This is a genomic window from Rhodanobacter panaciterrae, assembly GCF_014651895.1.
GTDB classification, from domain to species: Bacteria; Pseudomonadota; Gammaproteobacteria; order Xanthomonadales; family Rhodanobacteraceae; genus Rhodanobacter; species Rhodanobacter panaciterrae.
Genome location: NZ_BMXT01000001.1, coordinates 720,784 through 745,835 on the forward strand (window position 1 = coordinate 720,784; position 25,052 = coordinate 745,835).

At 63.5% G+C, this 25,052-nt stretch carries 19 protein-coding genes and 1 pseudogene; 11 read left to right on the forward strand and 9 right to left on the reverse strand.

Annotated features, from left to right (window positions below; genetic code table 11):
* The first annotated feature begins 45 nt into the window (after positions 1-45).
* Positions 46-579, forward strand: coding sequence for a hypothetical protein (locus IE071_RS03245; protein WP_189439725.1), 534 nt, complete (start codon positions 46-48; stop codon positions 577-579).
* Between the two features lie 175 nt (positions 580-754).
* Entirely contained in the window at positions 755-2,428 is a 1,674-nt protein-coding gene (locus IE071_RS03250) for a M4 family metallopeptidase (RefSeq protein WP_189439726.1), read from the forward strand.
* Positions 2,429-2,533: 105 nt separating this feature from the next.
* Here IE071_RS03250 and IE071_RS03255 read toward each other — a convergent pair.
* From IE071_RS03255 to uvrA, 3 genes and pseudogenes are all read right to left on the reverse strand, one after another.
* Positions 2,534-2,719: pseudogene (locus tag IE071_RS03255) on the reverse strand (cupin domain-containing protein); the annotation flags it as partial.
* Between the two features lie 45 nt (positions 2,720-2,764).
* Positions 2,765-3,250 (reverse strand): acyl-CoA thioesterase, encoded by a 486-nt coding sequence (locus IE071_RS03260; RefSeq protein ID WP_189439727.1) that lies wholly within the window; start codon positions 3,248-3,250, stop codon positions 2,765-2,767.
* The gene (gene uvrA, locus IE071_RS03265) at positions 3,247-6,183 is read right to left on the reverse strand and encodes an excinuclease ABC subunit UvrA (protein ID WP_189439728.1); all 2,937 of its coding nucleotides are present in this window, start codon (positions 6,181-6,183) and stop codon (positions 3,247-3,249) included. Before uvrA ends, IE071_RS03260 begins: the two co-directional genes overlap by 4 nt.
* Positions 6,184-6,328: 145 nt before the next feature.
* On the opposite strand from uvrA, the gene IE071_RS03270 reads away from it, so the two are divergent.
* The 4 genes from IE071_RS03270 to cgtA all read left to right on the forward strand — a co-directional run bounded on the left by IE071_RS03270 (position 6,329) and on the right by cgtA (position 8,779).
* Positions 6,329-6,841 carry a DUF2059 domain-containing protein gene (locus tag IE071_RS03270; RefSeq protein ID WP_189439729.1) on the forward strand — a complete coding sequence of 171 codons (513 nt, stop codon included), beginning with the start codon at positions 6,329-6,331 and terminating at the stop codon, positions 6,839-6,841.
* Between the two features lie 158 nt (positions 6,842-6,999).
* Positions 7,000-7,314: a 50S ribosomal protein L21 gene (rplU, locus tag IE071_RS03275; RefSeq protein WP_007806107.1), complete on the forward strand. Its 315-nt coding sequence runs from the start codon at positions 7,000-7,002 to the stop codon at positions 7,312-7,314.
* A gap of 18 nt (positions 7,315-7,332) precedes the next feature.
* Positions 7,333-7,590 carry a 50S ribosomal protein L27 gene (rpmA, locus tag IE071_RS03280; protein WP_189439730.1) on the forward strand — a complete coding sequence of 86 codons (258 nt, stop codon included), beginning with the start codon at positions 7,333-7,335 and terminating at the stop codon, positions 7,588-7,590.
* A gap of 109 nt (positions 7,591-7,699) precedes the next feature.
* Complete coding sequence (gene cgtA, locus IE071_RS03285) at positions 7,700-8,779, forward strand: Obg family GTPase CgtA (protein ID WP_189439731.1); 1,080 nt, start codon at positions 7,700-7,702, stop codon at positions 8,777-8,779.
* A 42-nt stretch (positions 8,780-8,821) separates the two neighbouring features.
* On the opposite strand, the gene IE071_RS03290 is transcribed toward cgtA, so the two are convergent.
* The 3 genes from IE071_RS03290 to IE071_RS03300 all read right to left on the reverse strand — a co-directional run bounded on the left by IE071_RS03290 (position 8,822) and on the right by IE071_RS03300 (position 12,361).
* Positions 8,822-10,429, reverse strand: a complete 1,608-nt coding sequence (locus IE071_RS03290; protein ID WP_189439732.1) for a carboxyl transferase domain-containing protein — start codon at positions 10,427-10,429, stop codon at positions 8,822-8,824.
* 156 nt (positions 10,430-10,585) lie between these two features.
* Positions 10,586-11,014, reverse strand: a complete 429-nt coding sequence (locus IE071_RS03295) for a hypothetical protein (RefSeq protein ID WP_189439733.1) — start codon at positions 11,012-11,014, stop codon at positions 10,586-10,588.
* Positions 11,015-11,176: 162 nt separating this feature from the next.
* Positions 11,177-12,361: an acetyl-CoA C-acyltransferase gene (locus IE071_RS03300; RefSeq protein ID WP_189439734.1), complete on the reverse strand. Its 1,185-nt coding sequence runs from the start codon at positions 12,359-12,361 to the stop codon at positions 11,177-11,179.
* Between the two features lie 222 nt (positions 12,362-12,583).
* On the opposite strand from IE071_RS03300, the gene IE071_RS03305 reads away from it, so the two are divergent.
* Complete coding sequence (locus IE071_RS03305) at positions 12,584-15,427, forward strand: S8 family serine peptidase (protein WP_189440870.1); 2,844 nt, start codon at positions 12,584-12,586, stop codon at positions 15,425-15,427.
* 74 nt (positions 15,428-15,501) lie between these two features.
* Here the strand turns inward: IE071_RS03305 and agaR are convergent, their stop codons facing one another.
* From agaR to IE071_RS03320, 3 genes are all read right to left on the reverse strand, one after another.
* On the reverse strand, positions 15,502-16,299 hold the full coding sequence (agaR, locus tag IE071_RS03310) for a transcriptional repressor AgaR (RefSeq protein WP_189439735.1): 798 nt from the start codon (positions 16,297-16,299) through the stop codon (positions 15,502-15,504).
* A gap of 12 nt (positions 16,300-16,311) precedes the next feature.
* Positions 16,312-17,523: an amidohydrolase family protein gene (locus IE071_RS03315; protein WP_189439736.1), complete on the reverse strand. Its 1,212-nt coding sequence runs from the start codon at positions 17,521-17,523 to the stop codon at positions 16,312-16,314.
* Between the two features lie 157 nt (positions 17,524-17,680).
* Positions 17,681-18,586 carry a class I fructose-bisphosphate aldolase gene (locus IE071_RS03320; protein WP_229792716.1) on the reverse strand — a complete coding sequence of 302 codons (906 nt, stop codon included), beginning with the start codon at positions 18,584-18,586 and terminating at the stop codon, positions 17,681-17,683.
* Positions 18,587-18,691: 105 nt separating this feature from the next.
* Between IE071_RS03320 and IE071_RS03325 the strand changes: the two genes are divergently transcribed.
* From IE071_RS03325 to IE071_RS03340, 4 genes are all read left to right on the forward strand, one after another.
* Positions 18,692-19,855, forward strand: a complete 1,164-nt coding sequence (locus tag IE071_RS03325) for an SIS domain-containing protein (protein ID WP_229792717.1) — start codon at positions 18,692-18,694, stop codon at positions 19,853-19,855.
* Entirely contained in the window at positions 19,852-20,775 is a 924-nt protein-coding gene (locus IE071_RS03330) for a carbohydrate kinase family protein (protein ID WP_189439738.1), read from the forward strand. The genes IE071_RS03325 and IE071_RS03330 overlap by 4 nt, the downstream gene beginning before the upstream one ends.
* Entirely contained in the window at positions 20,772-21,701 is a 930-nt protein-coding gene (locus IE071_RS03335; protein WP_189439739.1) for a 1-phosphofructokinase family hexose kinase, read from the forward strand. The genes IE071_RS03330 and IE071_RS03335 overlap by 4 nt, the downstream gene beginning before the upstream one ends.
* 189 nt (positions 21,702-21,890) lie before the next feature.
* The gene (locus IE071_RS03340; protein ID WP_189439740.1) at positions 21,891-24,944 is read left to right on the forward strand and encodes a TonB-dependent receptor; all 3,054 of its coding nucleotides are present in this window, start codon (positions 21,891-21,893) and stop codon (positions 24,942-24,944) included.
* Positions 24,945-25,052: the final 108 nt, after the last annotated feature.

Below are 25,052 nucleotides of genomic sequence, written 5' to 3' on the forward strand. Positions count from 1 at the left end.
GCCGGCGCCTCGTCGCGACGGCGCGACACGCAAAAGGACACCCCCGTGGTCTTCAAAGTCATCCCGGTCTGGAAGCAGGTCACGCCGGAACTGAAGGCGGAGCTGGTCGATTTCTGGAAGAACAACAAGGCGATCGGCGATCCGGCGCGTGCCGCCGCGCGCACGGAGCAGGCGATCTGCATCGGCCGCGATGCCGACGGCGCGATCTGTGCGGTCGGCACCGCCCTGATTCGCGTGCTGCCGCGGCTGCTGCAGCCGATGTACTACTACCGCCTGTTCTTCGCCAAGAGCGTGCGCGGCCAGAAACAGATGCCGGCGTTCTTCAACCGCTGCCGGGAGGTGCTGCAGACCTACAACGCCTCGCTGCCGACGCCGGAAAGCCTGGGCGTGCTGATCGAGCTGGAGAGCGGTTTTCTCTCGACGTTCTACAAGCAGGCGCACGTGGCCGAAATGAATTCGACCTTCATCGGCTATTCGCCGCGTGGCTTGCAGTTGCGGGTGTCGTATTTCGACGGTGCGACGTTGCTGCCGCCGGTGACACCGGCGGGATTGCCGTTGACGCGCGTGAATCGGCCTTGACTGTCGGGGGATAGCAGGGCCAGTGGGGGAGGGTGAATCGGAACTCAACCTCGGTAAGCAAGCGATAGCGCGAGTGACGCGTGGCAGCACGGTCACTCGGCTATCGGGACACGGACGTGTTTTTCGCCTCAGCGGGTCTGGGGTCATTCATCACATACATTTCGGGGATATCGTTATGCCACTCCAGTCTCGCTTGTTGAGCTTCGCCATTGTTTCATCGCTCGCCGCCGTCTCCGCGCCGGCGTTTGCCTTCAACCCCAGCTTGGCAGGTCCGCCGGTCAGCGCCCTGCAGGCGCAGCTCGCGACGGCGCGTGCACGCACCTTGCTCGATGGTCCGGCCGCACCGGCCATCAAGCGCGCTGCTGCTGACGCGCTGGTTGCCGGTGACGTCAGCGTCGACAAGGACGGCACCGAGCACGTCCGCTTCAGCCGTACGTTCAACGGCCTGCCGGTCATCGGCGGCGACTTCGTGACGCACACCAAGGCCGGTCAGCTCAAGAGCATCAACCAGACGCTGTCGACCGTCGCACGTCCGGATGTGGTGCCGACGATCAGCGCTTATGAGGCGACCGTGCAGGCCGGCGCCCAGTTCGGTACCAAGTTCACGACCATGCCGGCCGCGAAGCTGGTGGTGTATGCGCTGGGCAACGCGAGCGCGAACCCGGTGCTGGCGTATGAGGTGACCTACTCCGGCATCAAGGCCGACCAGACGCCGACCGACATGCATTACTTCGTCGACGCCAAGACCGGCAAGATCCTGAACCAGTGGGACACCGTCGAGACGTTCCAGCCCGGTCCGGATCCCACCGGCGTATGCAAGGGCGCCGTGGCGTCGGTTGGCACCGGCAATTCGCTGACCGAAGGTGTCATCCCGGTCGACACCGTCCAGTGCGGCACCCAGTACCAGATGTACGACCTCACCCGTGGCAACGGCTTCGTCACCAACATGGCCCAGCTCACCAGCGGCAATGGCAGCATCTACGTCAGCACCACCGACGTCTGGGGCAACGGCGGCCTGACCAACTCGGCCACCGTGGCGGCGGACGCGCATTATGGCGTGTCGATGACCTGGGACTTCTACAAGACCAACTTTGGTCGCAACGGCATCGCCAATGACGGCAAGGGCGCGATGAGCCGCGTGCATTACGGCCGCAATTACGTCAATGCGTTCTGGTCGGATACCTGCTTCTGCATGACCTTCGGCGATGGCGACAACGGGGTGACCTACAACCCGCTAGTCGCGCTCGACGTGGCCGGCCACGAGATGTCGCACGGTGTGACCTCGCGCACCTCCCAGCTGGCCTACAGCGGCGAGGCCGGCGGCCTGAACGAGGCCAACTCGGACATCATGGGCACGATGGTGGAGTGGTTCGCCAACAACCCGAACGATCCGGGCGACTACATCATCGGCGAGAAGGTTTACGCGAAGAACCCCGATGGCACCAAGGGCCTGCGCTGGATGTTCAAGCCGTTCCTCGATGGTGCCTCGCCGGATTGCTACAGCAGCACCATCGGCCGCAAGGACGTGCATTACAGCTCCGGCGTGGCCAACCACTTCTACTACCTGCTGGCCGAAGGCGCGGTGGTGCCGGACAAGTTTGGGGCAGGCACGACCTTCAACCTCACCCCGGCGAGTCTGGTCTGTAACGGCAACACGGCGATCGTCGGCATCGGTCGCACCGACGCCGAGCAGATCTGGTACCGCGGCATGACCGTCTACATGACCACCAACACCAACTATGCCGGTGCCCGTGCGGCCACCTTGAGCGCGGCAACCGACCTGTTCGGCGCCACCTCGACGCAGTACGCCGCGGTGGCAGCGGCGTGGTCGGCAGTGCTGGTCAACTGAGTCACCGTTGACGTGAGCAACCCGAAGTGTCCCGCACAAGCGGGACACTTCATTGAAAAGAAAACCGCGCATGCAGCGCGGTTTTTTTATGGGGCATTCAATGCTTCAGGCGCGGCCGTAGACGTCGTCGAAACGCACGATATCGTCCTCCCCCAGATAACTGCCGGACTGCACCTCGATCAGTTCCAGTGGTGTCTTGCCGGGATTGCGCAGACGATGTTTGCTGCCGAGCGGGATGTAGGTGCTCTGGTTTTCGCCGAGCAGGAATACCTTGTCGTCGCAGGTGACTTCGTTTGCTGGCGCAAGGTACGGGCAGCCGGGACATGCATGAACCGGCTACGCGGTGGCGGCACGTATCGCTTCGGGCAATGGCACCGGCTTGCCGCTGGCCGGGTCCATCCACACCATCACCACGTGCCCGTCGCAATACAGCTGATCAGGATGTTCGGCGTCAATTACCCGATGCGCGATTGTCATCGAGCTGTTGCCCACCCGCTCGCAGAACAGCTGTACCTGCAACTGTGCAGGCCATGCGATGGGGTGGCGGTAGTTGATCTGGCTGGCGGCCATCACCGGCATCGCGTGATCGTCGAACCACGGTCCGGGCACGTGACTCAGCCACTGCAGCCGGGCCTCTTCCAGGTAGGTGAGGTAGTTGGAGTTGTTGACATGGTTGAACGCGTCGAGGTCACGCCAGCGCACGCCGAGTGAGGCGACATACAACGGAGTATCGGTGTCGGCTTTCGGCGCCATCCCGGTGGCATCGTGCGCAACCGGAGCATCGGCGGCCTTGGTCTGTGTGGTGGACTTGCGTGGACTCATGAACTTTTCTTCTTCTTCCCGCTTCCGCGCATAGGTTTGTACTTGTCGGCCGAGGCGATGTGTTTGGTGGCGGCCTTGACGCGCTTGGCGGTGCCGGGCTTTTTCGGCTTGGCCGGTTTCAGGTGCGGCGCCAGAAAATGACCGGTATGCGATTCGGTGCTGGCCGCCACGGTTTCCGGGGTGCCGGCGACCAGAATGCGACCGCCACCGGCGCCACCTTCGGGACCGAGATCGACGACCCAGTCGGCGGTCTTGATCACGTCGAGGTTGTGCTCGATCACCACCACGGTGTTGCCCTGATCGACCAACTGGTGCAGCACGTCGAGCAGCTGCTCGATGTCGTGGAAGTGCAGACCGGTGGTGGGTTCGTCGAGAATGTACAGAGTGCGGCCGGTGTCGCGTTTGGACAGTTCCTTGGACAGCTTCACGCGCTGCGCCTCGCCACCGGACAGCGTGGTCGCGCTCTGGCCGAGCTTGATGTAATCGAGGCCGACGGCTCGCAGTGTATCGAGCTTGCGTGCGATGGTCGGCACGTTCTCGAACAGCTTCAGCGCATCCTCCACCGTCATGTCGAGCACATCGGCAATCGTGTGGCCCTTGTACAGGATCTCCAGTGTCTCGCGGTTGTAGCGCTTGCCATGGCAGACGTCGCAGGGCACATAGACGTCTGGCAGGAAGTGCATCTCCACCTTGATCATGCCGTCGCCTTCGCACGCCTCGCAGCGGCCACCGCGCACGTTGAAGCTGAAGCGACCCGGCGTGTAGCCGCGTGAACGCGCTTCCGGCACCTGCGCGAACATCTCGCGCAGCGGGGTGAACAGGCCAGTGTAGGTGGCGGGGTTGGAGCGCGGCGTGCGGCCGATCGGCGACTGGTCGATGTCGACCACCTTGTCGAACAGATCCATGCCGGTGACCGACTTGTACGCAGCCGGCTGCGTGCTGGCGCCGTTCAACTCCGTCGCGGCGAGGCGGAACAAGGTGTCGTTGACCAGGGTCGACTTGCCCGAGCCGGAGACGCCGGTGACGCAGGTGAACAGGCCGGCCGGAATCGCCAGGTCGACATTTTTCAGGTTGTTGCCCTTGGCGCCTTTCAGATGCAGCCACGCATCGGCGTCGGCAGGCTGGCGGCGCACGGTCGGCACTTCGATCGCGCGTGCGCCGGACAGGAACTGACCGGTGACCGAGCGCGGCGAATCGAGCATGTCCTGCACGGTGCCCTGCGCCACGATCTCGCCACCGTGCACGCCGGCACCGGGGCCGATATCGAGCACGTGGTCGGCCATGCGGATCGCATCCTCATCGTGCTCGACCACGATCACCGTGTTGCCGAGATCACGCAGACGCGTGAGCGTGCCGAGCAGGCGTTCGTTGTCGCGCTGGTGCAGGCCGATCGAGGGTTCGTCCAGCACGTACATCACGCCGACCAGGCCGGCACCGATCTGCGAGGCGAGGCGGATGCGCTGCGCCTCGCCGCCGGAGAGCGAATCGGCCTGCCGATCCAGCGTGAGGTAGTTCAAGCCCACATCGTTGAGGAAGGTCAGTCGCTCGCGGATTTCCTTGACGATCTTCACCGCGATCTCGCCGCGCCAGCCGGCCAGCTTGAGATCGGCGAAAAACGCCAGTGCGTCGTCGATCGAGCGATGGGTCAGCGACGGCAGTGCGTGATCGGCGACGAACACGTTGCGCGCCGAGCGGTTCAGTCGCTGGCCTTCGCAGGCCGGGCAGGGCTGGTCGCTGATGTACTTCGCCAGCTCCTCGCGCACGGCGGCGGATTCGGTTTCCTTGTAGCGCCGTTCCAGGTTCGGCAGGATGCCCTCGAACGGATGCTCGCGGGTGACCTTGCCGCCGCGTTCGGTGATGTAGCGGAACGCGATCTTGTCCTTGCCGCTGCCGTACAGTATGGCCTTCTGGACGTCCGCGGGAAGCTTGTGCCACGGCGTGTCCACGTCGAAGCCGTAGTGCGCCGCCAGCGACAGGATCAGCTGGAAGTAGTGCGCATTGCGCCGGTCCCAGCCGCGCACGGCGCCGTTGGACAGCGGCAGTTCGGGGTGGCCGACCACGCGCGAGGCATCGAACACCTGGGTCACGCCGAGGCCATCGCAGGAAGGGCAGGCGCCCACCGGCGAGTTGAACGAGAACAGGCGTGGCTCCAGTTCGGGCAGCGAGTAGTCGCACACCGGGCAGGAGTAGCGCGAGGACAGCATCTGCTCGGTGCCACCATCCATGTCGGCCAGGATCACCAGGCCGTCGCCCAGCCGCAACGCAGTCTCGAACGATTCGGCCAGCCGTTGCTTGATGTCGTCGCGCGGACGGAAGCGGTCGATCACCACTTCGATGGTGTGCTTCTGGCGCAGCGTCAGCGGCGGCACGGCGTCGAGATCGAACACGGTGCCGTCGACGCGGGCGCGCACGAAACCCTGAGCGCGCAGCTGGTCGAACACCTGCACGTGCTCGCCCTTGCGTTCGCGGATCACCGGCGCAAGCAGCATGAGGCGCTTTTCCGGATCCAGCGCCAGCGTGGTGTCGACCATCTGGCTGACCGTCTGCGCCTCCAGCGGGATGCCGTGGTCGGGGCAACGCGGCGTGCCGACGCGAGCGTACAGCAGGCGCAGGTAGTCGTAGACCTCGGTGATCGTGCCCACGGTGGAGCGCGGGTTGTGCGAGGTGGATTTCTGCTCGATCGAAATCGCCGGCGACAGACCTTCGATATGGTCGACGTCGGGCTTTTCCATCATCGACAGGAATTGCCGCGCATAGGCCGACAGCGACTCGACATAGCGGCGCTGCCCTTCGGCGTAGATCGTGTCGAATGCCAGCGAAGACTTGCCGGAACCGGACAGGCCGGTGATCACGATCAGCTTGTCGCGTGGCAGGTCGAGGTCGATGTTCTTGAGATTGTGCGTGCGTGCGCCGCGGATGCGTATGGTGTCCATTGCGCCGAGATATGGGGGAGAACCTTTACTATACCAAGGAGTTTCATTAGTTCATTGTGCCAATCGGTCCAGCGGCCCCGTCACGGTTTCCTTTGCCGTGGTGGCTATGGCTAAATGACCGGCTTCAGCCATACGGAGACGAGTCATGCGCAAATGGATCGGGATCGCGGCAGGAGTGGGATTGGCACTGGGCGTGGCCGGGCAAGCCGTGGCCGCTCAGCCCAGCGAGCAGCAGGTGCGCCAGCTGTTCGAGGTGATGCACATGAGCCAGATGTTCAGCCAGATGAACTCGCAGATGGCCGGCGTGATGGGGCAGGCGGTGCCGTGCGTACCGGCTTCCTACTGGCAGGGCTTCATCGACGCCAACGGCAGCCAGGAGTTGCTGGGCCGCATGGTGCCGATCTACCAGAGCCATTTCACCGCCGATGATGTCGCCGGTCTGCTGAAGTTCTACCAGTCGCCGCTGGGCCAGAAGGTGATCACCCAGATGCCGCTGACCATGGCCGAGGGCATGAAAGTCGGCCAGCAGTGGGGGCGTGAGCGCGGTCAGGCGATGATCCAGCAGTTGCAGCAAAAGGGCACGCTGGACGCCCAGGGACGCTGTCCGGCCAGCCCGGCAGCCAGCGCGCCGAAGCCGGTGTCGAAGTCCGGCCATTAAGGCCCGCAACCCCCGGCCGGTGGCGATTCAGGCCGGGTGACGGGTTTGGCATGGTCAGTATTTGACCAGTGCGCAGACAGGTCGTTATAATCCGCGGTTCGCCAGACCTGAATTGGTCATGGCGATACCCAAGAGAATAACGACAGAAGGGCATTCCCATGAGTTACGCAGTCATCAAGACCGGTGGCAAGCAGTACCGCGTCATGCAGGGCGACGTCCTGCGCGTGGAGCTGTTGACCGCCGAAGAAGGCGCCACCGTGAGCTTCGACCAGGTGTTGCTGGTTGGTTCCGGCGAGTCGGTCACCGTTGGTGCGCCGGTTGTCGAAGGCGCCACCGTCAGCGCCACCGTTCGCAAGCACGGCCGTGCCGACAAGATCCGCATCATCAAATTCCGCCGCCGCAAGCATTACAAGCGTCAGCAGGGTCACCGTCAGCATTTCACCGAAATCGAGATCACAGGCATCAACGCCTGAGCACTGGAGCATTGAGTCATGGCACATAAAAAAGGCGTAGGTTCCAGCCGCAACGGTCGCGATTCGAACCCGAAATACCTGGGCGTGAAGATCTACGGTGGCCAGGCCATCGAAGCCGGCAACATCATCGTGCGTCAGCGCGGCACCCAGTTCCACCCGGGTAACGGCGTCGGTCTGGGTCGTGACCACACGCTGTTCGCGCTGGTCGACGGTACCGTCCAGTTTGCAATTCGCGGCGACAAGAATCGCCGTTTCGTCGACGTCGTGCAGGCGTAAGCCTTTCGCGATGCGATAGCGAAGGCCCCGCTTCGGCGGGGCTTTTGTTTTCTGAAGGAACCACTCGGTTATCCTTCTTCCGATTTTCAAGAATGCCGGATCCATCACCATGAAATTTGTCGACGAAGCCAATATCAAGGTCCAGGCGGGTGATGGTGGCAATGGCTGCATCAGCTTCCGCCGCGAGAAATTCATCCCGTTCGGCGGCCCCGACGGCGGTGATGGCGGCTATGGCGGCTCGGTCTGGCTGGTCGCCGACGAAGGTCTCAATACCCTGGTCGATTTCCGTCACCAGCGCAGTTTCAAGGCGCAGCGCGGACAGAACGGCATGGGTAGCCAGATGTACGGCAAGGGCGGCGACGACACCACGATTCGCGTGCCGGTCGGGACCATGATCACCAATGTCGATACTGATGAGGTGATCGGCGACCTCACCGGCCACGGTCAGCGCATGTTGGTGGCGCAGGGTGGCAAGGGCGGTCTGGGCAATATCCATTTCAAGACCTCGGTGAACCGTGCGCCGCGCAAGGCCACGCCGGGTACGCCGGGTGACGCGCGTGAGCTGAAGCTCGAATTGCGCCTGCTGGCCGACGTCGGCCTGCTCGGCTTTCCGAATGCCGGCAAGTCCACGTTCATTCGTGCCGTTTCTGCGGCCACACCACGGGTAGCGGATTATCCGTTCACCACGCTGGTTCCGAATCTGGGCGTGGTCAGCCTGGGCACCGATTCGAGCTTTGTGATCGCCGACATCCCAGGCTTGATCGAGGGAGCTTCCGACGGGGCGGGACTCGGCATCCAGTTCCTGCGTCACGTGGCCCGCACCAGCCTGCTGCTGCACCTGGTCGACATCGCACCGATCGACGGTTCCGATGTGGCAGCGCAGGTGCGTGCGATCGAGCTGGAGCTGGAGAAATTCAACCCGGAGCTGCTCGAGCGTCCGCGCTGGCTGGTGCTGAACAAGGCCGACATGCTGGCCGAGGATGAGCGTCAGGCCGTGGCGGAGAAGATCATCGCTGAATTGAACTGGACCCAGCCATGGTTTCTGGTCTCGGCGATCGCCCGCGAAAACACCATGGCCGTGTGCCAGCAGGTGCAGCGCTTCTTCGAATCGCAGCGCGAGGAAAGCGTCGAGCGCGTCGACATGCTGCCGAACGATGTACGGCTGCGTGGTGATGCGCCGCACGTCTGATGCAGCACGTGTCGGCAAACACAGCTGACACCTGCCATCTGGCTACATGCGGAACACGCCGTAGCGTTGCGGCTCGATCGGCGCATTGAGCGAGGCCGAGATCGCCAGGCCGAGCACGCGGCGGGTGTCGACCGGGTCGATGATGCCGTCATCCCATAACCGCGCGCTGGCGTAGTAGGGGTGACCCTGGCGCTCGTACTGGTCGCGGATCGGTGCCTTGAACGTTTCTTCCTCTTCGGCACTCCAAGTCTTGCCGGCAGCTTCGATGCCGTCGCGCTTGACCGTAGCCAGCACCGACGCGGCCTGCTCGCCGCCCATCACGCTGATCCGCGCATTCGGCCACATCCACAGGAAGCGGGCGCCGTAGGCGCGACCGCACATCGCATAGTTGCCAGCGCCGAAGCTGCCGCCGATCACCACGGTGAACTTCGGCACGTGCGAGCAGGCCACTGCGGTGACCATCTTCGCGCCGTCTTTGGCGATGCCGGCCTGCTCGTACTTCTTGCCGACCATGAAGCCGGTGATGTTCTGCAAGAACACCAGCGGTACGTTGCGCTGATTGCACAGCTCGATGAAGTGCGCGCCCTTGAGCGCGCTCTCGGCGAACAGAATGCCGTTGTTGGCGATGATGCCTACGGGATAGCCGTGGATGTGCGCGAAGCCGGTGACCAGGGTCTTGCCGTAGCGCGCCTTGAATTCGTGGAACTCCGAGCCGTCGACGATGCGCGCGATCACCTCGCGGATGTCGAACGGGCGGCGGGTATCCTGCGGGATGACGCCGTACAGTTCCTCGGCCGGGTACTTCGGCTCGGTCGGCGTGCGCAACGCCAGCGGCACGTCCTTCTTGCGATTGAGGTTCGCCACGATATCGCGGGCGATCGAAAGCGCATGCGCATCGTTCTCGGCATAGTGGTCGGCCACGCCGGAAATGGAGGTGTGCACGTCCGCGCCACCGAGTGTTTCGGCATCGACCACTTCGCCGGTGGCGGCCTTCACCAGCGGCGGACCGCCGAGGAAGATCGTGCCCTGTTCGCGCACGATGATCGTCTCGTCGCTCATTGCAGGCACATAGGCGCCACCGGCAGTGCATGAGCCCATCACCACCGCGATCTGCGGAATGTTCAGCGACGACATCCGCGCCTGGTTGTAGAAGATCCGGCCGAAGTGTTCCTTGTCCGGAAACACCTCGTCCTGCAGCGGCAGAAAGGCACCGCCGGAGTCGACCAGATAGACGCAGGGCAGGCGGTTTTCCAGCGCCACTTCCTGCGCGCGCAGGTGCTTCTTCACGGTGATCGGGAAATAGGTGCCGCCCTTGACGGTGGCGTCGTTCGCAACGACAACGACTTCGATCCCGTTGACCCGGCCGATGCCGGTGATGATGCCGGCAGCGGGCGCCGCATCGTCATACATGCCATGGGCAGCCAGTGGCGACAGTTCGAGAAACGGCGAGCCCGGATCGAGCAGGGCGCGGATGCGTTCGCGCGGCAGCAGTTTGCCGCGGGCTGTGTGCTTCTCGCGCGCCTTGGCGCCGCCACCTTCCGCGCTGCGAATCAGTTCGCGCTGCAGGTCGTCGACCACCGCACGCAACTGCGCACTGCTGGCTTGGAAGTCGGGTGAACGAGGATCGATCTGCGAAGCGATGACGCTCATGGATGCGGGCTCACGGGTACGGGTCGCCGGCACGGCGAAACCAAGGATGATAGCGGGCGTCGGGCCGCGACCAAAATCACCGGATAGGGTGACGAGTGATGGACGAAAAAAAACGGCCGCACTAGGCGGCCGTTTTTCTGGAAACCAGTAAAAGGATCAATGCCCCTTCATGGCGTCCTTGGCTTTGTCAGCAGCGTCTTTCGCGTTGCCGGCAGCGTCTTTGGCAGCGTCGGCAGCCTTGCTGGCAGCATCAGCAGCGTTGCCGGCAGCAGCCTTGGCCTGGTCCATGGCGCCAGCAGCGGTGGAAGCTGCAGCCGGAGCAGCCATCGCAGAAGCTGCGGTGGCAGCCTGCTGAGCCTGGTCAGCAGCCTGACCAGCAGCGGAGGCCGCAGTGGCAGCCTGGGTGGCAGCCTGCTCGGTCGCCGTGGTCGGAGCTGACGCGGCAGCCTGCTGCGCCGTATCGGCAGCTTGCTGTGCGGTATCAGCCGACTTCTGGGCGTCCTGCGCGGAATCCTGCGCGCCATTGCTGCATGCCGCCAACAGCGCGACGAGCGCGGCGGCGAGTAGGGTACGCGTAAACTTCATGGTGAATCTCCTTTGCCGTGGAATGCCGTTTGGCCGTGTATTAATAACGCTTTCGTGGAAATTGCGCCACTTTTTTATAATAGCGCTTCAGCGCGTATTAAAAACCGATTTAACCAGCCGTCATGTGAAAGTCATGAAATGATCGTGCATCGATGAACCTAGTCAATCGAGGCACTCCACCGCAATGGCGGTCGCCTCGCCACCACCGATGCACAGGCTGGCAACACCGCGCTTGAGGCCGCGCGTTTTCAAGGCATTGAGCAAGGTCACCACCAGCCGGGCACCGCTGGCACCGATCGGATGACCCAATGCACAGGCGCCGCCGTTGACGTTGAGCTTCTCGTGCGGAATGCCGAGTTCCTTCATCGGTGTCATCGCGACCACCGCAAACGCTTCGTTGATTTCGAACAGGTCGACATCGGCGACCTTCCAGCCGGCCTTGTCCAGCACCTTCTGGATCGCACCGACTGGCGCGGTAGTGAACCACTCGGGCTCCTGCGCATGCGTGGCATGCGCGACGATACGCGCCAGCGGTTTCAGGCCGCGCTTGTTCGCGTCATCGGCAGACAGCAGCACCAGCGCAGCAGCGCCATCGGAAATGCTGGATGAGCTGGCCGCGGTGATGGTGCCGTTCTCCTTGCGGAAGGCCGCCTTCAAGGTCGGGATCTTGGCGATGTCGGAGCGACCCGGCTGCTCGTCGGTATCCACTTGCACGTCGCCCTTGCGGCCGCTCACGGTGACCGGAACGATCTCGCCGGCGAATGCGCCGTTCTGCTGCGCCGCCTGCGCACGCTTCACCGACTCGATCGCGAACGCGTCCTGATCCTCGCGGGTGAAGTGGTACTTGTCGGCGCACAGCTCGCCGAACACGCCCATCGACTTGCCGTCGTACGGATTGGTCAGACCATCCCAGGCCATGTGGTCGACCAGCTGGCCGTCACCGTAACGGATGCCGGTGCGTGCATTGACCATGTGCGGCGCGTTGGTCATCGACTCCATGCCACCGGCGACCACGACGGTCGCCGAACCGGCCTTGATCAGGTCATGGCCCAGCATGATCGCCTTCATGCCCGAACCGCACACCTTGTTGATCGTGGTGCAGCCCGTGCTGGCCGGCAGGTCGGCACCCAGCGATGCCTGACGCGCCGGTGCCTGGCCGAGGTTGGCCGGCAATACGCAGCCCATGATCACTTCGCTGACATCGGCGGGGGCAACGCCGGATTGTTCCAGCGCGGCGCGGATGGCAGTGGCACCGAGCTTCGGGGTGGGGACGCCGGTGAACTGGCCGAGGAAGGAGCCGATGGCCGTGCGCTTGGCGCCGACGATGACTACGCTGACATCCGACATGGATAACTCCGCTTGAAGACTGAAGGGGCGCGAACGCCCGGCAGATAACCGGCTGATTATCGCAGCCCGTCGCGGACCTCGGCAAACGATGGTCATTCCGTGTCGGGGTGCGACCTGCGCCTTGTTTCATTGGATTTTCGTTGTGCCAAGATGATCAACGGGGCATCACGGCGTACCGGTACGTCGGTGTTGCAGACATGGAATGCAATGGTGGGGTGCATGATGAAAGCGCTTGGTTCGGGGTTGCGGTATCGCAAAATGGCATGGCTGATAGCCATGGCGCTGGGTCTGAGCGCTTGTGGTGGTGGCGGTGGCAACGTCAAGCCGACGCCTCCGCCGACCACGCCGGCATCTCCCCCGCCGACCACGCCGCCCCAGCCGCCACTGGACGCCCAGCTTGCGATCACCAATGCCTACGCGGCGCACAATCAGGGTTACACCGGCGCCGGGGTAATCATCGGCGTGGTCGACAGCGGCATCATGCGCAGCAATCCGACCGTGGCCGGACGCGTTACGCAGGAATTGATCTATGTCGATCCGGCCAGCAACAACACGGCTGTCGACGACGTCGTCGGCCACGGCACCTGGGTATCAGAGATTGCTGCCGGTACGCCGTTTGCACAGTTTCCCGGCGGCATCGCGCCAGGGGCGTCGCTGGTTTCCGCGCGCATCATCAGCGACGTCGAGCCGAAAGACGACGGTTCGGGCCAGGGCAACCCGGTCACCGCCGCCGATGCCGCGTTCTTTGCCCAGACTCTCAATCCGGCCCTGATCAGTGCCGGTGTGCAGGTGATGAACAACTCCTGGGGTGGCATCTACTGGGATACCACCAATGCCTCGATCAACCAGGCATTTGCTGCGGCCTATGATCCGTTCGTGCTGCAGCATGGCGGCCTAGTCGTGTTTGCCGCCGGCAACGATTCGGCGGCCAATCCCAGCAACATCGCGGCCTTGCCCAGTCTGGCGCCGGAACTGGAGAAAGGCTGGCTGGTCGCGGTTGCGGTCAACAGCAATAATCCGACCCAGCTGGAGGGTTATTCCAACAAGTGCGGCGTCGCGATGAACTACTGCCTGGCCGCACCAGGTGATGTCATCGTGCTGGACAAAGGCACCACGGCCAGCACCACCAGCCCGAGCTATTACATCGTGGAAGGCACCTCTTTTGCCGCGCCAGAGGTGTCGGGCGCGGCGGCGCTGGTATGGCAGGCCTATCCGTATTTCACCAATGACCTGGTGCGACAGACGCTGTTGGGCACCGCCGACCCGCTCGGTGGATCGCAACCGAACCCGACCTTCGGCTACGGCGAGCTGGATGTCGGCAAGGCGGTGCACGGGCCAGAAAAATTCGATTGGGGAACCGTTTCGGTCACTAACAATATTGATTCGACCTGGAGCAATCCGATTAGCGGAGATGGTGGTCTGACCAAGAGCGGCACCGGCACACTGACATTGAGCAATACACTCAGTTACAAAGGGACGACCACAGTGATGCAGGGCATTCTGTCGGCACAGTCCATACCTGGGGATCTAGTTTTGTACTCGCGTGGCGCCGTTGTCAGTGGTGCCCATAGCATCAATGGCTCCGTGCAAAATGCGGGATCGCTCGTCGTAGCGGGTGGCGATGTGCAGATAGGTGGAAATTACGTCCAGAACGGGTCATTTGGCCGGCCTACAAGTTTTGTCGGACAGATGATGCTGGAGTTAGGTTCCGCTTTGCATGTGAGTGGTACGGCGAACATCGGCGGCGACCTGATAGTGACTGGCGCCAAGCAGGGTTATGTGGCCAATTCGCATACCGATGTGCTCACTGCATCTGGTGGTCTCACAGGCACCTTCGACACGTTCTTCGCACAGTCGAATGTCATGCTTACAGCATCGCTTAACTACGATGCGAACGATGCATGGCTCAATGTGCAGCAGGTGCAAGTCACCGCAGTCCAGGGTCTGGCGTATACCGCCGCTTCGTTTGGTGCCGCGCAGCGCGTACAGAATGCATTCGGCCAGATTGACAGCCAGCTCGCGACGACGGTGCCGCCGAGCACGACCACTCCGGTCAATGCTGGTTTTATCCAGGGCGCCGCCAGCCTGCAGCAGTCGACCAGCGTTGCCGCCGTGCAGAGTTCGCTGGAAAGCCTGTCCGGCCAGTTGCATGCAGCCAGCGCCGCGATGACGTTCGAGGCGATCGACGCCGGCACGCGCGCGCTGTCCGATCGTTTCGACCATCTGCTCGATACGCCATTGGCGGGTGGCTGGACGCAGAGCATCGGTTATCACGGTGACATGTCGCGCAACGGTTACAGCAATGTCGGCTACGACCTCAGCGGCGTCATGGTCGGTGCGGATCAGCGCATCGGCAGCAACGGCTTTGCCGGTTATGCGCTGAGCCAGAGCCAGGGCTTGGGCCAGCTCAGCGAAAGTGCGGACCATGGCTACAGCCACGCTCTGGAAGGCATGCTGTATGGCGGCGTGATCCGCGGCTCGTGGTACACGATGGGTCGCTTCGGGTTCGGCGATTACCGCGAGAACATGCGCCGCCAGCTGCAGCTGGGCGGCGCATCCGCCGGTGTCGGCAGCGACAGCAACGGCACGTATGGCGTCGCTTATGGAGAAAGCGGTTATCGACTGGCGCTGGGCCGCACCCAGGTTACGCCTTACGTGAACCTGCAGTACGCGCAGATCCAGCGCGATGGCTTCGATGAGTTGGGTGCCGACGGTTTCGGTCTGAAGTCAGGCGCACAGACTGTTTCGCGCTGGCAGGCAGGCGTGGGCCTGCGTGCCATGCGCGAGTGGACGCTGGCTGGTGGAAGCACTCTCAGCTTGCAGACGCGAGCGCTGTGGCAGCAATCGTTCGGCCTGCGTGGCGAGGTGTTCGATGCCAGCTTCAGCGGGATCAATCAGTACGCGCCGCTCGGCGGCATCGGCCTGTCGCGCTATGGCGGTGTGGTCGGTACCTCACTGGGCTGGGGCATCACGCCGCGTGCCAATCTGCAGCTTGGCTACGACCAGTATCTCGGTCAGCACCAGCAGGCGAAGATGGCCACGCTGAATTTCAGCTGGGCGTTCTGAACGCGGATGCGTTGGCGACGTCGCGTGCTTCGGCGGCGGCGACGCCGGTCAGATGACGTGCGACGACATGCAGGTCAGACCAGCACGACCTGTACGCCGGCGGCACGCAGCGTTTCGACCGTTTCGGTGGGGGCGCTCGTGTCGCTGATTACCATGTGCAGATTCTGCACCGGGGTGATCACCGACAGGCTGCGCTGGCCCATCTTGCTGGCATCGAGCACGGCAATGGTCTGGCGCGAGACGCGGATCATCAGCGCATTCAACGCCGCTTCGAGCGGATCCGGCGTGGTCACGCCCACTTCGGGATCGAGTCCGTCGACGCCGAGAAACAGCCGGTCGGCGGAAAGCTTCGCCAGTGCCTGCTCGGCATCCGGGCCGACCAGCGAATACGAGGTCTGGCGGAGCAGGCCACCCAGCATCATCACGCGGATCTGCGGCATGCCGGTCAATTCCATCGCGATATTCAGCGCGTTGGTGATCACGGTCAGCGATTCGAATTTCATCTGGCGGATCTGTCGGGCGATCTCCACCGTGGTCGAGCCGGAATCGAGAATGATCGTCTCGCCGTCCTGGATCATCTTCGCCGCGGCATGGCCGATGCGCAGCTTCTGCGCATGCCAGCGGGTTTCCTTGATATTGAGTGGCGTGTCGTTGGTTGCCGACGCCACCGGCAACGCGCCGCCGTGCGAGCGGGCTATCGCCGAACTGCGCGCGAGCGCGTCCAGATCGGCGCGGATGGTGACGGTGGAGGTGCCGAAGCGGCTCGCGAGTTCTTCCACCGTGGCGCGGCCCTGCTGTTCCACTAGGTCTACGATCAGGCGGCGGCGTTCTTCGACCAGCAGGCGGCGGGAGGCGATCGGGGCTTCACTCACGGGTCGTTTCACTCATGGGTCGATATTCAGAAGTCGGGCGGCGTTGTCATGGTAAACCTTGCGCAGCACTTCGTCCGACAAACCGAGTCCGTAGATCGACCAGCGCCCCTGTGGCGGCGTCGGCGCCGGCGCGTAATCGAAGTATTCGTCCTCGGTTTCCAGAAAGCGGTAGTAGATCTCGTACAGCTCGTCGCCGAACAGTTGCTGCGGCACGTCGTCGCCATACGGTGAGGGCACCGCATCGGTGCCGAACAGGATGCGGTCCTGGTAGCGATCGAAGAAGCGCTGCGCGATGCGCGGCTGGCGACCCAGCTCACCGACGCGGGCGCTGATGTCGATCACGGTATTCGGGTAGCGATCCAGACAGGCGGCGACCGCGGCCAGGTTCTCGGCGTTGTTGCCCACGTGCAGCAGGGCGAAGGTGGTTTTCGGGTGGCGCGCGATCAGGCGGTCGCGCGCAGCGAGCAGCTCCGCGTTGCTGGGGAACTCCGGGCCGTAGAACGACCAGTCCGGATGGTTGGCCAGTTCCTCGTAGCGCTCGTTGGTCGCGTCGGTGGGCAGGAAGAACGCCTCTGGGTCGGAGACATGCAGAAACACTGGCATGTCGTGCGCAGCGCACGCCTCCCACATCGGATCGAAACGGCGGTCGTCCACCGCCACCAGCGGACCTTCATCGATCCGCTCGCGCAGATACAGCCCCAGCGTCTTAAGCAGTTTCAGTCCACGCGCACCAACCCGTTTGGCATGGGCGATCGCATCGCCCTGCAACTGCGCGTAGTTCGGCTCGGGAAAGTGTTCGTAGGATGGTTCGGTCAAGGTGAGGAAGCGTCCAGGCGCGGCCTGGTCGAAGCTGCGAATGCTTTTTTCCAGGCCGGCACCGACGCCACCGGTGAGGTTCACCAAGGTGCGGATGCCCTTGCGATCCATCACCGGTAGCAGATCCTCGGGCTGGGCAAACAGGGTGATCTCTTCACCTACCGAGATGCCGTTGCGTACATTGCTCGACCAGGTCAGGTGCGCGTGCACGTCGATCACCGGAAAACGCGGACGTTCGATGTGCGTCTTCGGCACGTGCAGCATGCTGCGAGGCTGGAAGTCCTTCAGCCGCAGCCCGCTCTTGCCGGTATCCGGCTGGGTCTGCAGCGGATTCTTGCTGCTTTCGACGCGAACCGTGCCGGCACCGGTGGGCGGTGCGCAGCAGAGGCAGGATTTTTGCTGGTTCATGGCGTCGTCTCGGTTTTCTTCCTCTCCCCTCTGGGGAGAGGATTGAGGTGAGGGGGCGGGTACTCGCGAAAACCGTAGATCAAAGCGCTTTTCGATGAGAGCTTTCGCGAGGTTGGCCCCTCACCTCGGCCCTCTCCCCAGAGGGGAGAGGGGGAAGTCAGCGCGGATACTTCGCCATGATGTCATGCACCTGCCGCGTCAGCGCTACGGCCTGATCGAACGGACGCAGCCACATGTTGCGGCCGAACATCACGCCATTGGCGCCGGACTGCATGTAGAACTCGACCTTGCGCAGTACGGCTGCGTCATCGTCGTTCTTCTCGCCGCCGGAGAACAGCACCATCGTGCGGCCGGCCGAACGCACCACGCGTGCGCAGCGGGCACCGGCATCTTCCTGCAGCTTGTCGTACGGCGCCGGCACATTGGCCACGCTGTCGTTCGGCTCGTGCAGCTTGACGATGTCGGCACCCATTTCCAGCGCGACGCGGGCAGCATAATCCTGTGCATACAAGGTATTCGTGCCGCCCTTGGCGTTGACGGCGCCGCCACGCGGATACGCCCACATCACCAGCGGCATGCCGTAGCGCTCGCAATCCTGGCGCACCTTCTCGAACTGGCGGAACTCGTCGTGCTGGCGCGGCGAGCCCACGTACATGGTGTAGCCGACCGCATCGGCACCGAGGCGCACGGCATCCTCGACCGAGGCGAACAGCGGCGAGGTGGCCTCGGCGTCGCTGGCGATATTGGTCTTGCCGTTGAGCTTGAGGATCAGCGGCACCCGGCCGCAGTACTCGGTCATGTACTTCTCGGCCAGGCCAATGCCCAGCGCGATGGCAGAAAAACCCCCGGCCGCGGCGAGCTCAAACTGGTAGCTCGGATCGACGGCCGGCGGGTGGGGAAAGAAATCGGTGGGACCATGCTCCAGTCCCTGGTCAAGCGGCAGCACCAGCAAGCTGCCGTTGCGCGGGCCGTGGCCGTACAGCAACCGCCACAGGCGGGTGCGCTTGCCGTGGGACAGGGCGAGCCGGGAAAGTTGGCTGCCAGTGTTCGAAACCTCTTGCAAGCTTTGTTTCATTTCGAATACTCTCGGTTCAGAAGCTACATACTTTCATATTCAATCGAATTTGGCAAAATGTCAAAATTAGGCAAACAAACGAAAGATTCGGTGATGCTGGATGTGCTGCTCGCGGCTCCGCTGGCGGAGCAGCGAGCGCGCGGCTATGCCGATACCTTGCGCGAGATCCTGCAGCAGCCGACGACTTGGTTGGGTACGGCCGATCTGCTGTGCCAGCCGCGGCTGCGCGAGCAATTGCAGGCAGCGCTGGTACCGCGACCGAGCCATATCGTGCTGACCGGTTCGGGCAGCTCGATGTATATCGGCGAATGCCTTGCACCCACCTTGCAGCTCGGCCTGGGCATCCCGGCGCAGGCCATCGCGGCCGGCACTTTGCTCACCCACTGGCGCAGTGTGCTCCCGTCCGGCGCCGGCTTGCTGATTTCGCTGGCGCGCTCGGGCGACAGCCCGGAAAGCTGCGGTGTGGTGGATCGCCTGTTGGCGGATGCGCCCGACTACCGCCATCTGGTGATCACCTGCAACGCCAACGGCAAGCTCGCCACCAGTTACCGCAGCGATTCGCGGGTCACCGTGCTGGTGCTGGACGAGCGCACCAATGACCGCAGCCTGGTGATGACCAGCAGCTTCACCAACCTGTTGCTGGCCGGCTTCGGTCTGGTTCAGCGCGAAAGCAACGATGCGATCGACGCAGTGAACCGGCTGGCGCGCAGTGTCCAGCACGTCTTCGATGCACAGGCTGATGCACTCGCGACGGTTGCTCGCGGTGAATTCAGCAACGTCGTCTATCTCGGCAGTGGTGGCGCGCTCGGCGCGGCCCATGAGTCCGCATTGAAGATGCTGGAGATGAGCGGCGGCGCGGTGGTGACGATGGCGGAGACTTATCTCGGCCTGCGCCACGGGCCGATGTCCAGCCTGGACGAGCAGACCCTGGTGGTCGGTTTCCTGTCGCCGGACCCGGCGGTGCGTGCATACGAACTCGACCTGCTGCGTGAACTGTCACGCAAGCAACTGGGCATGACCCGGGTGTTGGTGGGCGAAGGCATTCCTGCCGATGTGCTGGGTCCGAACGACGTGGCGGTGGACTTGGCGGGCCTCGATGCGATCGACGATGCGCTGCCGTTGCTGGCGGATGTGGCGGTGGGGCAATTGCTCGCGTTCTTCCGTTGCCTGGAACTGGGCGGCAAGCCGGATACGCCGTCGCAGGGCGTGCTGACGCGCGTGGTCGAGCACTTTCCGATGCATTCGGGGGCAGCATGAAGCGCATCCTGGTCGTCGGCGAAATCAACGTCGATCTGGTCTTCAAGCATTGCCATGCGCTGCCCGCGCCAGGCCGCGAGGTGCTGGCCGACGATTTCTGCATGACACCAGGCAGCTCCTCGATGATCTGTGCGATGGGGCTGGCCCGACTGGGCAATCCCGTCGCCTTCCGCGGCAAGCTCGGTGCCGACAGCTGGGGCGCCTATTGTCTCGATGCGCTGCGTAACGCCGGCATCGACATCACCGCCGTGCAGCCGGACGCGACCTTGCGCACCGGCGTCACCGTCTCGCTGTCGACGCCGCAGGATCGCGCCCTGGTGACGTTCCCCGGCGCGATCGCTGCGTTGCGTGCGGACGAAGTGGACGACGCGTTGCTGGCCGGCGCCGATCACCTGCATGTTTCCTCGTACTACCTGCAGCGTGCGCTGCGGCCCGATTGCCGCGCGCTGTTCGCGCGCGCGCATGCCGCCGGTCTGAGCACCTCGCTCGATCCCGGCTTCGATCCAGAGCAGACGTGGGCGTCCGACCTGCTCGGCACGCTGGAGGAAGTCGACCTGTTCCTACCCAACGAGATGGAGCTGGCGGCCATCACGGGCCGCGAGCGGGTACTCGATGGCTTGCGCGCGCTGCACAACGGACGCACGCAAACCGTGGTGAAGCGCGGACAACTCGGCTGCGCCAGCCTGGATCAGGGACAGCTGCTCGAAGTGCCGGCGTTTGCCGTCAAACCGGTCGACAGTACTGGCGCCGGCGATTCGTTCGACGCCGGTTTCCTGCATGCGTGGCTGCGCGGCCAGACGCTGCATGACTGCATGCGCTGGGGCAGTGCCTGCGGCAGCCTCTCCACGCGACGCACCGGTGGTACGGTTGGCCAGGCCAGCGTGTCGGAAGTGGACACTTTGTTGGCGAACGTGCCGTGATCACCGTCATCGGTTTCAACACCGCGATCGACCGGCTCATCCGGCTGGACACGTTGCGTCCTGGCGAAGTCAGCCGCGCCCTCGACGAACAGGCGTATCCCGGCGGCAAGGGCTTGCACGTGGCACAGACGATCGCCGCGCTGGGCGAGCGCGTGCAACTGGTCGGCCTGGTCGACCCGGCGCACCGCAACATGATCGGTCGGCTGATGTGCGAGCGCGGCGTGCTGTTCCACGGCATCGAAGTCGCGGACAACCTGCGCACTTGCATCGCGCTGCAGGATGCGAGCGGCCAGATCACCGAGATTCTCGGTCAGGGCCCGCTGCTGGATGGCGCACAGCAAGAGGCACTGCTGCGGGCATTCCGTCGTGGCGTCGATGACAGCGATCTGATCGTGCTGTCCGGCAGCCTGCCGCGCGGCTTTGCGCCGACCACCTATGCCGAACTGGCCGCGCATGTGCACGATGCCGGCAAACGTTGCCTAGTTGATGCCGGCGGCGAGCTGCTGCAGCGCGCCGTGCAGGCCAAACCATTTCTGGTCAAGCCCAATCGCGACGAGATCAGCGAGTTGCTCGGTCGCGCGATTGGCGATCTCGCGGCAGCCACCGACGCGGTTCGCGAACTGCATGCGCGTGGCGTCGCGATACCGGTAGTGACGATGGGCGCGCTGGGCGCGGTGGCTGCCGATGCGAGTGGCGTCTGGCACGCCGCGATCGAGCTGGCACATGTGCGCAACACGGTGGGCTCGGGTGACTGCCTGCTGGCCGGCATCACGGTAGGCATGGCGCGGAGCATGAATTTGGAAGAGACCTTGCGTTTGGGCGTTGCTTGCGGCGCGGCCAATGCGCAGGGTGAGGAAACCGGTTTCGTCGAACGGCGGACGGTAGAGGCGTTGCTCTCTCAGGTACGAGTGCACCGCCTGGCTTGACTGAAAAGCAGGGAGTCAAACCGGATCACCGACCGGTCCGGCGGAGACGCTTGTGCCAAAAATTTTGATGAAGGTGCAAACAAGTTCGTGGGCAGGAGGCGTTTCCACGAGTAACCACAACCGCCTTGCAGCAGAGGGGAGAAGTCGTATCTGTGCAGGGCGATAGCGAACCACGGGAGAGGCATTCCAATGCGTATTGAAAAGAATGATGGTTTTGCGGTCGAAGGCAAGGCGCGCAGTTTCAGGCGAACCATGCTCGTCATGGGGTTGCTGGCTGCGCTTGGTGCGAACACCGTACACGCGCAGTCGACCACCAGCACCATTTTTGGCCGTGCTCCGGTACAGGCAGGCGAAACCATCGCTATTCGCAACAGCTCCGGCCTTGCACGTACCGTCAATGTCGATAGCCAGGGGCGATACAGCGCGACCCAGCTTCCGATCGGCACGTATTCGATCACCTTGATGCAGGACGGGAAGGTCGTGCAGACGCGTGACAACGTGGTGCTGCAAGTGGGCATAAGTGCGGAGATTTCGTTCAATGACAGTGGCGCTGCAGCGGGCGCGGGAAATGCGAAGCAACTGGCGGGGGTGAACGTTTCGGCCAACGCGCTGCCGCCGATCGACGTCAGCTCGGTGGACTCGCGCACGGTTCTCACTGCCGACCAGCTCGCCAAGCTGCCGCTGGCGCATTCCGCGGAAGCGGCTGCGTTGCTGGCGCCGGCGACCAACCTCGGTGCGGGCGGCGCGAGGAGCACGACGGGCCAACCGCTGATCAGCTTCGGCGGTTCGTCGTCCACGGAGAACGCGTACTACCTCAATGGATTCAACACCACCGATCCGAACCTCTCCCAAGGCGGCATCACCTTGCCGTATGGCTCCATCGACCAGGAGGAGGTCTACACCGGCGGCTACAGCGCGCAGTACGGGCGCAGCGATGGTGGCGTGCTCAACATGATCGGCAAGAGCGGCACCAACGACTGGCATTTCGGTGGACAGTATCTCTACCAGCCGTCGTCGATGGTCGCGAGCCAGAACAGCACCTACTACGCGAATGGTCTGCCGCCATCGCCTGTGGCCGGCCGCCTGTACGACCCGAGGAACCAGAACAACAGCTGGACGTCCGTTTACGACCTCTACGTGGGCGGCCCGCTGATCAAGGATCGCCTGTTCCTGTTCGCCTCGGCGGAAATGACCCACACGGAAGGAAACTCGGTCAACAGCGTTTCTTCCGGCACCGACTCGCACTACAAGAGCACGCTGCCCAAGTGGTATGCCAAGGTCAACTGGAACATCAACGACAGCAACCTGCTGGAGCTGACCGGGGCGTCCGAGAAGAGCGAGGGGAGCGGCTCCGTCTACAAGTACGACTACAACACCCTGAGCGATTCGGGCTTCAAGTCCTACGCCAACAACACCAAGCATGGCGGCGACATGTGGTCGGCGAAGTTCACCAGCTACATCACGGACAAGCTGACCCTGACCGCCTTGTACGGCAGCATGAAGACGCGCAGCTACAGCCAGTCCCCCGCCTACGATCCGAACCTGACGTACATCGGCAACTACACGGCCCAGAATCCGGCACTGAACGGCGGAACGCCGATCAGCAACAACCAGAACGTCAACCAGATCACCAACCCGGGCATGAATTTCGTGTCCACCAATTTGCGCGTCGCGCTGACGTATTCCCTGGGCGACCACACGATCACCGCCGGCATCGACAACCTGCGCACGGCGGCCAGGAATCAGGACGAGTTGACCTCCGGGCCGGGCTACCAATGGATTTATGGTTATGTGACGCCCGCGAATCAGCCGCTGTTTCCCAGCCTCGGTGTGGGAGCTCCGGCCAGTTACCCGAACGGGGCGAGTGGCTACTACGCCTACAAGTACATCTTCAACCAGGGCGGCAACCTGTTCTCCAGCGAGCGCGCCGAGTACATCGAGGACCAGTGGCAGTTCAACGACCGACTGCTGTTCTCCATCGGCCTGCGCGACGACGGCTTCACCAACACCAATGCCAGCGCCAGCGCCTATATGCGCCAGACCAAGCCGCAGTGGGCGCCGCGCCTGGGCTTCAGCTGGGACGTGTTCGGTGACAGCTCGTTCAAGGTGTTCGGCAATGCCGGGCGTTACTACCTCGGCTCGCCGATCGCCCCGGGCGATCCCGCCAACGGTTACGTGGCCACCTCGCAGTTCTACACGTACAGCGGCATCGCGGCGGACGGCACGCCAACCGGCCTGACGCAGATGTCGCCGCCGGTGTCGCCGAACGGTGCCTACGGCCAGACGCCCGATCCACGCACCATGACAGCGACCAGCCTCAAGGCGATGGATCAGGACGAGTTCATGCTCGGCTTCAGCAAGACCGCCGGTCCGAATTGGGTTTATGGTGCCAAGCTCACCCGGCGCATGCTGCGGCACGTGATCGACGATTGGTGCGACGTCCAGGCGGTGGTGGACAAGGCGGCTTCGGAAGGCATCACCGACGTCAACACCGCCACCTGCTACTACATCAACCCGGGCCACGCCAACACCTTCTCGGTGCAGGATCCGAGTGGCGCCTTCCACAGTGTGACGCTGTCCAACACCGACATGCAGTTCCCGCGTGCGGTGCGCCGCTATTACGCACTGGAGACCTTCCTCGAGCATCCGTTCGACGGCAAGTGGTACGGCAAGGTCAGCTATGCCTTCTCGCGCAGCTACGGCAACAGCGAAGGTCAGGGTCAGTCCGACATTCAGGCCATCGGCGGCACGCAGAACGAGGACTGGGATTTTCCGGAACTGATGGCTTACGCCAATGGCCCGCAAGGCAACGATCATACGAACGTGATCAAGGCCTATGGCTACTACGCAGTAACGCCCGAGCTGCTGGTTTCGGCCAACCTCAACCTGACCTCGGGTGGACCGAAGTACTGTCTGGGCTACTACGGGCCAGGCCAGACTGATCCGGACGGTTACGGCTCCAACTATCACTGGTGCAACGGCCAGCCGTCGCCGCCGGGAGCCACCGGACGCCTGCCATGGCTGAAGCAGCTTGACCTGGGCATCCACTACCGCCCGGCGTTTGCCGAACACAAGCTCGGTTTCAGCCTGGACGTGTTCAACGTGTTCAACGGTCAGGCGCCGCTCAACCTGTCGCCCGACTACAACGGGAACAGCGCGGGCACGCCGAACCCGCTCTACGGCACGCCGATGGTGCTGCAGTCGCCGCGTTATGTGCGGGTCGGCGTTACCTACGACTACTGACCCAGGACGGCGGCGATCCATGCCGCCTTGCGGTAACCGCCGCCGCCCGGCCATGCCGGGCGGCGCCATTGAGTCACGCCGACGGGGCGCTTCCGTCGATCCAGTCAA

Coding starts and splice junctions, on each gene's coding strand:
- IE071_RS03300 (WP_189439734.1), bottom strand. CDS start 12,361: ATGTCGGATGTCAGCGTAGTCATCGTCGGCGCCAAGCGCACGGCCATC.
- IE071_RS03330 (WP_189439738.1), top strand. CDS start 19,852: ATGAAGCGCATCCTGGTCGTCGGCGAAATCAACGTCGATCTGGTCTTC.
- IE071_RS03305 (WP_189440870.1), top strand. CDS start 12,584: ATGAAAGCGCTTGGTTCGGGGTTGCGGTATCGCAAAATGGCATGGCTG.
- IE071_RS03340 (WP_189439740.1), top strand. CDS start 21,891: ATGCGTATTGAAAAGAATGATGGTTTTGCGGTCGAAGGCAAGGCGCGC.
- IE071_RS03295 (WP_189439733.1), bottom strand. CDS start 11,014: ATGAAGTTTACGCGTACCCTACTCGCCGCCGCGCTCGTCGCGCTGTTG.
- IE071_RS03250 (WP_189439726.1), top strand. CDS start 755: ATGCCACTCCAGTCTCGCTTGTTGAGCTTCGCCATTGTTTCATCGCTC.
- uvrA (WP_189439728.1), bottom strand. CDS start 6,183: ATGGACACCATACGCATCCGCGGCGCACGCACGCACAATCTCAAGAAC.
- rplU (WP_007806107.1), top strand. CDS start 7,000: ATGAGTTACGCAGTCATCAAGACCGGTGGCAAGCAGTACCGCGTCATG.
- rpmA (WP_189439730.1), top strand. CDS start 7,333: ATGGCACATAAAAAAGGCGTAGGTTCCAGCCGCAACGGTCGCGATTCG.
- IE071_RS03260 (WP_189439727.1), bottom strand. CDS start 3,250: ATGAGTCCACGCAAGTCCACCACACAGACCAAGGCCGCCGATGCTCCG.
- IE071_RS03270 (WP_189439729.1), top strand. CDS start 6,329: ATGCGCAAATGGATCGGGATCGCGGCAGGAGTGGGATTGGCACTGGGC.
- IE071_RS03315 (WP_189439736.1), bottom strand. CDS start 17,523: ATGAACCAGCAAAAATCCTGCCTCTGCTGCGCACCGCCCACCGGTGCC.
- cgtA (WP_189439731.1), top strand. CDS start 7,700: ATGAAATTTGTCGACGAAGCCAATATCAAGGTCCAGGCGGGTGATGGT.
- IE071_RS03290 (WP_189439732.1), bottom strand. CDS start 10,429: ATGAGCGTCATCGCTTCGCAGATCGATCCTCGTTCACCCGACTTCCAA.
- IE071_RS03325 (WP_229792717.1), top strand. CDS start 18,692: ATGCTGGATGTGCTGCTCGCGGCTCCGCTGGCGGAGCAGCGAGCGCGC.